The organism is Pseudomonas inefficax, assembly GCF_032164165.1.
GTDB lineage: Bacteria > Pseudomonadota > Gammaproteobacteria > Pseudomonadales > Pseudomonadaceae > Aquipseudomonas > Aquipseudomonas inefficax.
On record NZ_CP134401.1, the window covers coordinates 1,720,637 to 1,733,888 of the forward strand.

Annotated in this window: 12 protein-coding genes; 2 read left to right on the forward strand and 10 right to left on the reverse strand. The window is 61.5% G+C overall.

The features are described from left to right. Positions 1-14 precede the first annotated feature (14 nt). The 9 genes from msrQ to mrcB form a co-directional block, all read right to left on the reverse strand. Positions 15-626, reverse strand: coding sequence for a protein-methionine-sulfoxide reductase heme-binding subunit MsrQ (gene msrQ, locus RIN61_RS07705; RefSeq protein WP_075046405.1), 612 nt, complete (start codon positions 624-626; stop codon positions 15-17). Continuing rightward, a complete protein-coding gene (gene msrP, locus RIN61_RS07710) occupies positions 626-1,639 on the reverse strand; it encodes a protein-methionine-sulfoxide reductase catalytic subunit MsrP (RefSeq protein WP_313856531.1) in 1,014 nt (337 codons plus the stop codon). Before msrP ends, msrQ begins: the two co-directional genes overlap by 1 nt. A 79-nt stretch (positions 1,640-1,718) precedes the next feature. After that, complete coding sequence (gene pssA / locus RIN61_RS07715; protein WP_009685387.1) at positions 1,719-2,570, reverse strand: CDP-diacylglycerol--serine O-phosphatidyltransferase; 852 nt, start codon at positions 2,568-2,570, stop codon at positions 1,719-1,721. Between the two features lie 150 nt (positions 2,571-2,720). Next, positions 2,721-3,737, reverse strand: coding sequence for a ketol-acid reductoisomerase (gene ilvC, locus RIN61_RS07720; protein ID WP_054885606.1), 1,017 nt, complete (start codon positions 3,735-3,737; stop codon positions 2,721-2,723). 55 nt (positions 3,738-3,792) lie between these two features. Beyond that, positions 3,793-4,284, reverse strand: a complete 492-nt coding sequence (gene ilvN, locus RIN61_RS07725; RefSeq protein WP_003250040.1) for an acetolactate synthase small subunit — start codon at positions 4,282-4,284, stop codon at positions 3,793-3,795. Position 4,285: 1 nt separating this feature from the next. Then, positions 4,286-6,010 carry an acetolactate synthase 3 large subunit gene (locus tag RIN61_RS07730; RefSeq protein WP_112250074.1) on the reverse strand — a complete coding sequence of 575 codons (1,725 nt, stop codon included), beginning with the start codon at positions 6,008-6,010 and terminating at the stop codon, positions 4,286-4,288. Positions 6,011-6,418: 408 nt separating this feature from the next. After that, the gene (locus RIN61_RS07735) at positions 6,419-6,751 is read right to left on the reverse strand and encodes a YqcC family protein (RefSeq protein ID WP_112250065.1); all 333 of its coding nucleotides are present in this window, start codon (positions 6,749-6,751) and stop codon (positions 6,419-6,421) included. Further along, positions 6,751-7,569: a tetratricopeptide repeat protein gene (locus RIN61_RS07740; protein WP_207877306.1), complete on the reverse strand. Its 819-nt coding sequence runs from the start codon at positions 7,567-7,569 to the stop codon at positions 6,751-6,753. The genes RIN61_RS07735 and RIN61_RS07740 overlap by 1 nt, the downstream gene beginning before the upstream one ends. 15 nt (positions 7,570-7,584) lie before the next feature. Beyond that, positions 7,585-9,906, reverse strand: a complete 2,322-nt coding sequence (gene mrcB, locus RIN61_RS07745; RefSeq protein WP_112250061.1) for a penicillin-binding protein 1B — start codon at positions 9,904-9,906, stop codon at positions 7,585-7,587. A 116-nt stretch (positions 9,907-10,022) separates the two neighbouring features. Between mrcB and RIN61_RS07750 the strand changes: the two genes are divergently transcribed. Both RIN61_RS07750 and RIN61_RS07755 read left to right on the forward strand, forming a co-directional pair. After that, positions 10,023-11,585, forward strand: coding sequence for a bifunctional aminoglycoside phosphotransferase/ATP-binding protein (locus tag RIN61_RS07750; RefSeq protein WP_207877304.1), 1,563 nt, complete (start codon positions 10,023-10,025; stop codon positions 11,583-11,585). Positions 11,586-11,825: 240 nt separating this feature from the next. Then, positions 11,826-12,104: a TfoX/Sxy family protein gene (locus tag RIN61_RS07755; protein WP_013974260.1), complete on the forward strand. Its 279-nt coding sequence runs from the start codon at positions 11,826-11,828 to the stop codon at positions 12,102-12,104. A 179-nt stretch (positions 12,105-12,283) separates the two neighbouring features. Here the strand turns inward: RIN61_RS07755 and RIN61_RS07760 are convergent, their stop codons facing one another. Next, a complete protein-coding gene (locus RIN61_RS07760) occupies positions 12,284-13,165 on the reverse strand; it encodes a ChaN family lipoprotein (RefSeq protein WP_313856539.1) in 882 nt (293 codons plus the stop codon). Positions 13,166-13,252 lie beyond the last annotated feature (87 nt).

The following is a 13,252-nucleotide window of genomic DNA, read 5'->3' on the forward strand; positions in this document are numbered from 1 at the left end:
CAGCCCCACCCCGCTCAAACCACCCTCCCCTGCCTCCGTCCAACCCTGGGCAGCACCCGCGAAACCGCGGGAACCCGCAACACCATCAACACAGCCCCAATAAACGCATAGATCGCCCACTCCCGCAGATCCGAGCGCACGATCCACAAGAAATGCAGCAACCCCAACCCAAGTATCACGTACACCAATCGGTGCAGCTTCTTCCAACGCGCACCCAACCGCCGCTGGCTATACCGATTCGAGGTAACCGCCAGGGCCAGCAGCCCAAGAAACCCAAGCGCACCCACAATAATGTAAGGCCGCTTGCGCAACTCAACCGTCAGCTGCCCCCAGTCCAGCCCAAGGATAAAGAACAGGTAAGCCAGGATGTGCAGCACGATATAGGCAAACACCCATAACCCCAGTTGCCGGCGCACCACGATCCAGCCCGACCATCCCGTCAGCTTCTGCAGCGGCGTCATGCCCAAGGTAACCAGCAGGAAGGTCAACGCCCCGAGCCCAAGCCGGTCCATCATGATCTTGCCAGGGTCAGGCCCTAGCAGATTCATCGCCGCCTCATACAACCACCAGACCGGGAACAGGCACCCCACGATGAAGATGGCCAGACGAAACCAGGGGTAACGCATCAATAGTTCTTCCGCAGATCAAGCCCGGTATACAGCGACGCCACTTCATCGGCATAGCCATTGAACATCTGGGTTTCCCGCACATTGGGACTGAACAGCCCGCTGGGCAGCCGCCGTTCACGCGCCTGGCTCCAACGGGGGTGGTCGACCGTCGGGTTCACATTGGCATAGAACCCATATTCATCCGGCGCCAACCCTTCCCAGGTGGTGCCCGGTTGCTCGGCCACCAGGCTGATACGCACGATCGACTTGATGCTCTTGAAGCCATACTTCCACGGCACCACCAGCCGCAACGGAGCGCCATTCTGGTTGGGCAGCTCCCGGCCATACATGCCAACCGCCAGGATCGCCAAAGGATGCATCGCCTCATCCAGACGCAAGCCTTCTCTATAAGGCCAGTCGATCAAGGCGAACCCCGAACGCTGCCCCGGCATGTGCTCCGGGTCTTTCAGGGTTTCGAAGCGCACATAGCGCGCCTTGGACGTCGGTTCGACCTGCTTGAGCACCTGCGCCAACGGGAAGCCCAGCCACGGAATGACCATCGACCAAGCCTCCACGCAACGCAGCCGATAGATGCGCTCCTCAAGCTGGTACGGTTTCACGAAGTCTTCCAGTGCATAGCGCCCGGGCTTGCTCACTTCGCCATCGACCACAACACTCCACGGCTCGGTTTTCAGACTGTCGCCATTGGCTGCCGGGTCGCCCTTGTCGGGCCCGAACTCATAGAAGTTGTTGTAGTGGGTGGCATCCTTGAACGGTGTGATTGCTTCGCCCGTGACCGTTACCGCCTGCCATCGGGCGGCCGCAAGCTTTTCATTGAACCAGCCAGGCGCCCTGCCCACCTCGACATCGGCGTAACGGCTGGCTTCAGTTGCACGCGCCATGCTCGGCAAGGCGCCCAGGGCCAAGCCAGCCAACGAGCCACCCAGCAGGGTACGACGGGAGAGGTAGATGCCTTCGGGGGTGATCTCCGATGCCTTGCACTCGGAAGACCTGGGTAGCTTGATGAGCATGAGCGGCTCCACAGCACTGGATAACGGATGTACCAGTAAGACTATGGAGCCGGCGGGTTATTCCAGCATTAAATGATTGTCACGCTTTGCGACGGCGCGACTTCAGCAGGAACTGGATAGGCCCCGAAGCCGCATAGGCGAGGAAGATCAGCAGCAAGATGCGAGGCGGGTCGCTGAACACCACGGCAAACACCAGCACCACGGCCAGAATCGCTACAAACGGTACACGGCCCTTGAGGTCCAGCTCCTTGAAGCTGTTGTACTTGATATTGCTGACCATCAACATACCGGCCGCGGCCACCAGCAGCGCCACCAGGAACGACAGCTTGGAGCCCTGGATGCCGTAGTCGCTGAACGCCCACACGGTACCAGCGACCACACCCGCGGCAGCCGGGCTGGCCAGGCCGATGAAGTAGCGCTTGTCGGCGGTGCCGACCTGGGTATTGAAACGTGCCAGGCGCAGTGCTGCACCGGCCACATAGATGAAGGCGACCATCCAGCCGACCTTGCCCATGTCGCCAAGCGCCCAGCCAAAGGCGAGCAAAGCCGGAGCCACACCGAAGGCGACCATGTCCGACAGCGAGTCGTACTCGGCACCAAAGGCGCTTTGGGTGTTGGTCATACGCGCAACACGGCCATCGAGGCCGTCGAGCACCATGGCCACGAAGATGGCGATGGCGGCGAAGGCAAAGTACTTGCTCGCCTCGCGCGGGTCTCCGGCGCTCAGGGCGCTCTGCGCGCTCATCGAGCTGATGATGGAATAGAAACCGGCAAACAGGTTGGCGGTGGTAAACAGGTTGGGCAGCAGGTAGATGCCACGGTGGCGCACCTTGCGCCCTTCGGCGTCATGCCCTTCTTCAACGTGCTCATCGACAGGTAGCAGGCTTTCGGCGTCGGAGGGCTTGTTCGGCTCTTCGGGACGTTCGCTCATGGAGGGTACCTTGCAACAGGATGGAAAATGTTCGACACGGGCCTGCAAAACAGGTTCTGACGGCAGGCCACTGGTCTGCTTTATACCAGAAGCTGACAGTCAGAACGAAAAAACGCGGCCGAAGCCGCGTTTTTCATCTTTCGATAAGACTCAGTTCTTGGTCTTGTCGACGATTTTGTTAGCCGAGATCCACGGCATCATCGAGCGCAGTTGCTCGCCGATGATCTCGATGCCGTGAGCGGCGTTGTTGCGGCGCTTGGCAGTCATCGATGGGTAGTTGGTAGCACCTTCGGAGATGAACATCTTCGCGTACTCGCCGTCCTGGATGCGCTTCAGGGCGTTGCGCATGGCCTTGCGGGATTCTTCGTTGATGACTTCCGGACCGGTTACGTACTCACCGTACTCGGCGTTGTTGGAGATCGAGTAGTTCATGTTGGCGATGCCGCCTTCGTACATGAGGTCAACGATCAGCTTCAGCTCGTGCAGGCACTCGAAGTAGGCCATTTCCGGCGCGTAGCCAGCTTCGACCAGGGTCTCGAAACCAGCCTTGACCAGCTCGACGGTACCGCCGCACAGAACGGCCTGCTCACCGAACAGGTCGGTTTCGGTTTCGTCCTTGAAGGTGGTTTCGATGATGCCGGTACGGCCGCCGCCTACGCCCGAAGCGTACGACAGGGCAACGTTCTTGGCATTGCCGGAAGCGTCCTGGTAGATGGCGATCAGGTCAGGGATACCGCCGCCTTTGACGAACTCGGAGCGCACGGTGTGGCCAGGTGCCTTCGGCGCGATCATGATCACGTCGAGGTCGGCACGCGGAACGACCTGGTTGTAGTGGATCGCGAAGCCGTGGGAGAAGGCCAGGGTAGCGCCCTTCTTGATGTTCGGCTCGATTTCCTGCTTGTACAGCTGGCCCTGGAACTCGTCCGGGGTCAGGATCATGACCAGGTCGGCAGCAGCGACGGCAGAGGCAACGTCGGTCACTTTCAGGCCATGGGCTTCTGCCTTGGCAACGGTGGCCGAACCTTTACGCAGACCGATGGTGACATCTACACCGGAGTCCTTCAGGTTGCACGCCTGAGCGTGGCCCTGGGAACCGTAACCGATGATGGCGACTTTCTTACCCTGGATGATGGAAAGGTCGCAGTCTTTATCGTAGAAAACTTTCATGAAAATACCCCTGGTTATATCTCGGCCCCTGCGGAGCCATCGCTAATTTTTGAATTTAGATGCTGAGCACTTTGTCGCCACGGGCAATGCCGGTAACGCCGCTGCGCACGGTTTCGAGAATCGATGCAGTGCCGATCGCCTGGATGAAGCTGTCCAGTTTGTCGCTGGTGCCGCTCAGCTGTACGGTGTACACGCTGGCGGTCACATCGACGATCTGGCCACGGAAGATATCCGTGGTGCGCTTGATCTCGGCGCGCTGGGCACCGGTGGCCTTGACCTTGACCAGCATCAGTTCACGCTCGATGTGAGCGCTTTCCGACAGGTCGACGAGCTTGACCACTTCGACCAGCTTGTTCAGGTTCTTGGTGATCTGTTCGATCACTTCGTCATGGCCAACGGTGGTCAGCGTCAGACGCGACAGGGTCGGGTCTTCGGTCGGCGCCACGGTCAGGCTTTCAATGTTGTAGTTTCGCTGGGAGAACAGGCCGACCACGCGGGACAACGCACCTGGTTCGTTTTCCAGCAGCAGGGAGATGATGTGCCGCATATCAGGTACGCTCCGTCTTGCTCAGCCACATGTCACGCATCGAGCCATCCTTGATCTGCATCGGATAGACGTGCTCACTGCGGTCAACCGCGATGTCGATAAAGACCAGGCGGTCCTTCATCGCAAACGCTTCTTCCAGCTTCGGCTTGAGGTCCTTCAGGCTGGTGATGCGGATACCCACATGGCCATAGGCCTCGGCCAGCTTGATGAAGTCAGGCAGCGACTCGACGTACGAGTGCGAGTGACGACCGTTGTAGGCCATGTCCTGCCACTGGCGGACCATGCCCAGCACACCGTTGTTCAGGTTGACGATCTTCACCGGCAGGCCGTACTGCATGCAGGTGGACAGCTCCTGGATGTTCATCTGGATGCTGCCTTCACCGGTCACGCAGGCCACGTCCTGATCCGGGAAGTTGAGCTTGACGCCCATCGCCGCCGGGAAGCCGAAGCCCATGGTGCCCAGGCCACCGGAGTTGATCCAGCGGTTCGGCTTGTTGAAGCGGTAGTACTGCGCCGCGAACATCTGGTGCTGGCCAACGTCGGAGGTGACGAAGGCATTGCCATTGGTCACTTCGCACAGGGTCTCGATGACTTTCTGCGGCTTGATGACATTGCCGTCGCCCTTGTCGTAGGGGAACAGCTCGCCATCGCCACGCCATTCGTCGATCTGCTTCCACCAGGCATCCAGCGCCGCCTTGTCAGGCTGCTCGCCGATTTCCTTGAGGATGCCGAGCATTTCGCTGAGCACGCTGTCGACGGGGCCGACAATCGGCACGTCGGCCTTGATCATCTTGGAGATAGACGCCGGGTCGATGTCGATGTGGATGATCTTGGCGTTCGGGCAGAACTTGGCCGGGCCGTTGACCACGCGATCGTCAAAGCGAGCACCGACGGCGAAGATGACGTCGGCATTGTGCATGGCCATGTTGGCAGTGAAGCTGCCGTGCATGCCCAGCATGCCGAGGAACTGGCGGTCGGTACCCGGGAAGCCACCCAGCCCCATCAGGGTATTGGTGACCGGCAGGTTCAGCGACTTGGCGATTTCGGTCAGGGCTTCGGAGCCACCACCGAGGATCACGCCGCCACCGGAGTAGACGATCGGGCGCTTGGCCGCCAGCAGCATCTCGGCCGCCTTGCGGATCTGGCCGGAGTGGCCGCGTACCGCCGGGCTGTAGGAGCGCAGCTTGACCTTTTTCGGGTAGACGTATTCGAACTTCTCTGCCGGGTTGGTCATATCTTTTGGAATGTCGACCACGACCGGGCCTGGGCGACCGGATTGCGCCAGGTAGAATGCTTTTTTCAAGACTTCGGGGATTTCGCTGGCATGCTTGATCATGAAGCTGTGCTTCACGATCGGCCGCGAAATACCGATCATGTCGGTTTCCTGGAAGGCATCGGTACCCACCATGGTGCTAGGCACCTGGCCGGACAGGATGACCATCGGAATCGAGTCCATGTAGGCGGTGGCAATACCGGTAATGGCATTGGTCGCGCCCGGGCCGGAGGTTACCAGCACCACGCCGGCCTTGCCGGTGGCGCGAGCGTAGCCGTCCGCCATATGGGTAGCTGCCTGCTCATGACGAACCAGGATGTGCTCGACTTCCGGTTCCTTGAACAGCGCGTCGTAAACATGCAGGAGAGCACCACCAGGGTACCCGTAGATGTGCTTAACGCCTTCGTCACGCAAGAAGCGGACGACCATCTCAGCGCCAGATAAAAGCTCCACGTTGTTCACCTCTAAAACGCCAGAATACCGTCCTCACTGGACGGGTCTTAATAGGTTTACTGCCAAGCAGAGCATGAGCGAACGTCAGCACTGACTGAGCAAGTATTGGGAGCGCCCCAGAGTGTTGCGGGGTTTTCCCACCCAGCGCGAGGTAACGCGTTGCGGGGTGTAACAGGTCGGCGCGGGTGTGCGCCTCATGATCTGCTTAGCGGGTCTGCTTCTGGCAGTCCCTCTACAGCGGAGATTGGATTCTTCTGATTCGGCGCCAACAAGTCAAGAAAAATTATTGCCAATTTTTCCCCAAGATGAATTCCTGCCACCACTAAAAATCGCTTCAGCAGCAGAATAAATAAGATTTCCACAAAAAAGGGCCACAATCTGCGGCCCTTGAAGGAAAAACTGAAGAAATCAGGCGGAAGGAGCAATCAATTGATCAAATGCTGCCAACAGGCGGCGTAGCTCACGACTTTGCTCTGGCCGGTCGGTAAACACGGTTTCGGCCATGACCAGGATGCCGGAGGCGTTGGGCAGCGGGTGGCCCAGCTCGATGATGATCTTCATGCGCGGCAGGAAGATCCATTGCAGCCACTGCTCGAAACTGAGGGTATCGACAGCGAAAGGCACAGCACTGGCCAGTGCCTCGTCGCTTGGCGGCTCGTCATCCCACCAGCCTTGCACCTGCAGCTCACGCTCGATCAGCAGCAGGTGGTCGGCAATATCCAGAATGCGCTGCTCGATCATCACGAATTGACCCGTGCCTTTTGCCGGGCCAGGGCGGCACCAGCGCTGTCACCCTGCTTCTCGCGGGCCTGGGCGATGGTGTTCCACAGCTCGGCCTGCAGGCTCGGGCGGCCGTTGGCGTAAGTCAGGGCACGACGCGCCAACTGCTCGGCCTGCGGCGCATCACCTTGCGACAGGCGCACCTGGGCCAGGCGGTACAGCACCTGCGGCTCGCGTGGGGCAATGCGCTGGGCACGCTCCAGGCTCGAGGCGGCACCGTTGAAGTCACCACTGCCTTGCTGAGTCTTCGCAGTGGTCAGCAGGGCCAGCACCGGGCCGTCCAGCTGCTCGTCGGCCGACAGGCCACCTGCAGTGGCGCTGCTACGCGGAATACCAGTTGGCGCGCTGGTGCTTTGCGGGGCGCTGGTCATCGCCGCGATGTCGAAGGGTTCGTCGGCGATCGGGTTGGGGTTGGTGGTCATAGGTGCCGAACTGACCGGTTCGGTGGTAATCGGTCCTGGAGTGATCGGCCCCGGGGTAATCGGCGAGGTGCTGATCGGCGCCGCGCCATTTGCCGCCGGGAACGTCTGGATGCTCGAAGCGCCCGCGCCCTGCGGGATCATCACGGTGACGCCCGAGTCCTCAGGCAGCGTTTGTGCCTGCGCGGTGCCCGCGTTATAGCCACCGGCAGAGCGGTTGGCCGTCACGCGTTCGCTGTTGGACACGCGGGTGCTCGAGTCGACCACCGGAATATTGCCGCGTGGGACGCTGGCGCACCCCTGGAGCACAGCCAGCGCCGTCACGGCAGGAAACAGCCACTTGTTCACGTCACACCTCATCAATGCAGCCTGTGCTTAATTCATCCAGCCCTTGACCCAGTCCATGACCGATTCAACTGGATCCTGCTCGCCGCCACAGGCCGCGCCGGCGGGCGGTTCACTCCCGCGAATATACGGCATCTGCACCGCTCCCGGACAGCTGCCATCAGACCCGTGGCCACTGTACGGGTCGATCCAGGCCTGCACCACGTTGTCCGGTTGCGGCATGTCCAGCGGCAGCGGGTCGGCCTTTTTCATGAAGCTGGTCCATACCTGCAGGGCACCGGTAGCACCGGTAAATGGCGTCTTGCCATTATCGTCGCGGCCCATCCATACCACGGCCAGCAGGTCCTGACTGAAGCCGGAGAACCAGCTGTCACGCGAATCGTTACTGGTACCGGTCTTGCCCGCCAGGGTGAGATTGCGCGGCAACGTGTTGTACACCGAGCGGCCTGTGCCTTCGCGCATCACCCGCTGCATGGCGTTCTGCACCAGGTAGATAGCCCCCGGGTCGAAAGTTTGCTGGATCTGGAACGGGTAGCGCTTGAGCGGCTCGCCCTCGGCGGTCAGCACGCTGCGGATACCGCGCATCGGGGTGTTGAAGCCGCCATTGGCGATGGTCTGGTACATGGTCGCGACCTGCATCGGCGACATGCCACCGGCACCCAGCAGCATGGCCGGGAAGGCTGGCCAGTCGACATTCACACCCAGCCGGCCAATGGTCTTGATCACATTGGGCACGCCCACATCCAGGCCGATCTTGGCTGTCGACAGGTTGTAGGAATTGGCCAGCCCCTGGTACAGGTAGATGGTGCCGTGCGGGCGGCGGTCGTAGTTTTGCGGGCGCCAGACCTGGCCGTCGGCACCTTTGACCGAGAACGGTTCGTCCTGCACCAGGCTGGTCAGGGTGTACCTGGTCGGCTGCTCCAGCGCGGTCAGGTACACCGCTGGCTTGACCAGCGAGCCAATCGGCCGCACGGCATCGATGGCGCGGTTGAAGCCGGCAAAGCCGGCCTGGCGGCTGCCGATCAGTGCCTGCACTTCACCGGTTTCCGGGTTGGTCACGACCATCGCCGACTCAACCTCGTCCGCCCCCTTGCGGCCCGCCAGGCGCTTGAAGGTCTCGCTCATCGAGGTTTCGGCCTTCATTTGCAGGATCGGGTCGAAGCTGGTGAAGATGCGCAGGCCTTCTTCGGTCAAGTCTTCATCGCGGTAGTCCTGGCGCAGCTGACGCTTGACCAGGTCGAGGAACGCCGGGAACGAGCTGTCGGCCAGGCTGCCGCGCTTGGTCACGCCCAGCGGCATCTTCTTCGCTGCATCGACTTCTGCCTGGCTGGCCACGCCCTGCTCGGCCACCAGGTCGAGTACCAGGTTGCGGCGGGCCAGGGCGCGGTCGGGGTAGCGACGCGGGTTGTAATAGGACGGCCCCTTGACCATGCCCACCAACAAGGCGATCTGGTGCAATTTCAGCTCCGACAGCGGTTGGCTGAAGAAGAACTGGCTGGCGAGGCCGAAGCCGTGCACCGCACGCTGGCCATCCTGGCCGACGAACACCTCGTTCAGGTAGGCCTCGAGGATCTCGCGCTTGTCGTAGTGCAATTCCAGCAGCACGGCCATCATCGCCTCGGTCAGCTTGCGGCTGAGGCTGCGCTCGCTGGTGAGGTAGAAGTTCTTCACCAGCTGCTGGGTCAGGGTACTGCCACCCTGACGCATGGAACCTGCCGAGGTGTTGACCCACATGGCCCGGGCGATGGACTTGGGAGACACCCCGAAGTGGCTGTAGAAGTCGCGGTCTTCCGTCGCCACCAGGGTTTCGAGCAGGTACGGCGGCACCTGGTCGATCTTGATCAGGATGCGGTCTTCGAGGTTTTTCGGATAGATGCCGCCGATCATCAACGGCTCCAGGCGCACTACGTCGAGCGTCTTGCCGTTGGCGCCGGAAAGGCCCGCCACGTAATCGCCGGAGAAGCGCACACGCACGAACTGCGCCGGCTCCATGCCCTCGTAGAACTGGAAGCCACGGGTATTGAGCTCGACGGTATTGCCGTTGACTGCCGCCGCGCCCGGGCCGTTGGCCGCGCTTTCACGCCGGTAGCCGAGCGCATCCAGCTCGGTGAGGAAGTCGTTCTTGCTCAGTTTCTGGCCGGTGAACAGCTCCAGCGGCCGGGCATACACCTTGGCGGGAATGGTCCAGCGCTTGCCGGAAAACTTTTCCTGGACGACGGCATCGAGGTAAACCGCGAAGCCGGCGACGATCACCAAACCGACCAGGCTGAGCTTCAAAGCCCAGCCCAGCCAGGCGCGGGAGCGGCCGGTCGGGCGTTTCTGAGGGGTACGGGGATTTCGGGTTCGGGTCATGGCGGCGGATTATACGCACTTTATAAAGGCTGGGCAGACGCCCCCGGCGGTAGGCAGGGACGGCACCATTGACCATAATGGCGCATTCGAATTCCCTGCCCCCGGAAGGATTTCCCGTGAGCCAAGCCCTTATCACTGCGTTGCAGAACCCAGCCCTGTACCCTCACCCCGTGGATGGGTTCCAGCTCATCGAGACGCATATCTCCTGGGTCCTGCTCACCGGCGAGTATGCCTACAAGATCAAGAAACCGATGAACTTCGGCTTCCTCGACTTCACCGGCCTGGACCAGCGCCAGCATTTCTGTAACGAAGAATTGCGCCTGAACCAGCGCCTGACCGAAGGCCTGTACCTGGAAGTGTTGCCGATCACCGGTAGCGTCGACGCACCGCAGATCGGTGGTGAAGGCGAAGCCATTGAATACGTGCTGAAGATGCGTCAGTTCCCCCAGGGGCAGATGCTCAACACCCTGCAGGCCAACGGCGAACTGAACGCCGCGCACATCGACCAGATGGCCCGGCAGATCGCCGAGTTCCACCTGCAGGCCCCACGCGTGCCGGTGGAGCACCCACTGGGCACGCCGGACAGCGTTATGGCACCGGTGGAGCAGAACTTCGAGCAGATTCGCCCGTTCCTCAGCGACAAGGCCGACCTGCAGCAACTCGACGCCCTGCAGGCCTGGGCACGCAGCAGCTTCGAGCGCCTGCATGGCCTGCTGGAAAAGCGCAAGGCCAATGGTTTCATCCGTGAATGCCACGGTGACATTCACCTGGGCAACGCCACCCTGATCGACGGCAAGGTGGTGATCTTCGACTGCATCGAGTTCAACGAACCGTTCCGCTTGACCGACGTTTACGCCGATACCGGCTTCCTCGCCATGGACCTGGAAGACCGCGGCCTTAAATGCCTGGCCCGGCGTTTCATCAGCCAGTACCTGGAACTGACCGGCGACTACGAAGGCCTGGAACTGCTCAACTTCTACAAAGCCTACCGAGCACTGGTGCGGGCCAAGGTGGCGCTGTTCAGCATGCCGGCCGATGCCGATGGCGTGCAGCGCGCCACCACCCTGCGCACCTACCGCAACTATGCCAACCTGGCAGAAAGCTACAGCGCCATCCCGTCGCGCCTGCTGGCCATTACCCACGGTGTTTCGGCGGTGGGCAAAAGCCACGTGGCCATGCGCATGGTCGAGGCCCTGGGCGCCGTCCGCGTGCGTTCGGATGTGGAGCGCAAACGCCTGTTCGGCGAACAGCAGCAGGCTGACGCTGGCTTGCTGAGTACCGGCATCTATGACCAGGACGCCAGTGTCGCGACCTACCAGCGCCTGCACGAGGTGGCGGCAACCGTGCTGCGAGCCGGCTTCCCGGTGGTGCTGGATGCCACCTACCTCAAGCGCGATCAGCGCCAGGCCGCGGCGAACATCGCCAGCCAGACCGGCGTGCCGTTCCTGATCCTCGACTGCCACGCGCCGGATGCGGTCATCGCCAGCTGGCTGGAGCAGCGCCGGGCAGAAAACACCGACCCGTCGGATGCCACCGTGGAAGTGGTCAAGGCCCAGCAGGCCAGCCGTGAGCCGCTGGATGCACAGGAGCTGGTGCAGAGCACTCGCGTCGATACCCAGAGTGCCGGGAGCATGGATCAGGTGATCGAGCAGATTCGCCAGCGCTTACCTGGGCTGTAAGTTCAGCGTTTTCCTGGGCCGGCCTCTTCGCGGGTAAACCCGCTCCCACAAGGTTATCTGCAAGCCTCACGACAGACGCAGTACCTGTGGGAGCGGGTTCACCCGCGAAGAGGCCGGCCCAGGACATCTCGTCGCCCCCCATGGCAAAAGGCCGCGCATTTCCCATCCCCCGCTACACTCCTCTCTGACCTGCTCGCGATTTATCCCCCAATCCCCGTTCAGCCATCGCAAGGAGGCTCGATGAACGATGAATTGCAGCATCTGAAGAACCTTGGCAAGACCTCTGCGCAGTGGCTGCATGCAGCCGGCATCCACAGTGCATCGGATTTGCGCCGCCTGGGCGCGGTGGGTGCTTACCAGGCCGTGAAGACACGAGGGTTCCGCGCATCGAAGGTGCTGTTGTATGCCATTGAAGGCGCCCTGCTGGACATGCACTGGAACGATTTGCCGCTAGAGCGCAAAGAAGCGCTCAACCAACAACTGGATGCGAAAAGCCCTGCGCAAAAAAATCAGAAATAATCCCGAGAAGGGGATTGACGCAGTAATGAGAATCGTTATGATTATCACAACTGGTCGCGAGACTGGTTGGATAAGCTAAGAGCCCCTGGTTCGGACTCTCAGATTATCTCCTCATCAGGCTAATCACGGTTATTGACCCGGCAATTTGCCGGGTCTTTTTTTGCTTTTTTGCAGCCCTGTCACCGCAGTTGCGCGCAATAGTCCTGCTCCGGCATCGCTGCCGTGTACCACACAAAATCAGCCTCGCCTGCCTCGACCTGCTCACCGACCTCTGCCAGCAGCAGTACCTTGCTCTCCCCCTGCGCTTGCAGGTCAGCCAGGTGCAACGGTACACCCAGGTCCTTGCGCACGTGATAAGCCCCAGCCAGCAGCAGTGCCGGCTGCGGCGCCGCCAGCAAGCGCTCGGCCATGCGCCGGTCGCGCTGCTGCTGCACGGCCAGCATCGCCGGCAACTGGCTTTCTGGCAGCATCCCGCAATGCCCGGCACGCACATGCTCCAGCAAGGCGGCCTTGACCGTCGGCGCATTGGAGCGTTCGCCCGGTAACGAAGCTGGCTGTCGATAGGCCTGGCGCATCTCGCCGGGCGAGAGGTTGGCGGCCAGCACAGGCACCCGCTGCTGCAAAGCCTCAGTCACGATTGGCCCGTACAGCTGCCAGTCCCAGCCGTCCTGCCAAGCCAGGGCCTTGGGCAGGTCTGCCGGCAAAGGTTGCCCCGCCAGCTTGTCCAGTAGCGGTTGCTGCTCGGGCTGCAGCATTTCCAGCAGCAGGCTGCCCTGCACACGTTGGCCTTGCAGGGCGCGCAGCAGCCACAGCTGCAGTGCGTGATGGTCAGGGTTGTCGTGTTTCTCGCCGACCAGCACCCGGGGGGCCGCAGACAGTTGCTGCACCAGTTGCTCAGGGCTGACCAGCTGGCCATTGGCAAGATCGACGATATGCCCCAGGTCGGCGTGGCTACGCCCCTCACTGCTCTGCCAGCCGGGCAGCGGTGGCAGGCTGGCCTGGCAGCCACCCAGGACCAGGGCCAGGCATAGCGAGAAAGCGGACAGCAGCGGATGGCGCATGGGCAGTACCTCCATTCATGGCCTGCACGAGCCTTTGTAGGAGCGGCCTTGTGTCGCGAAAGGGCCGCAAAGCGGCCCCAGATTTTT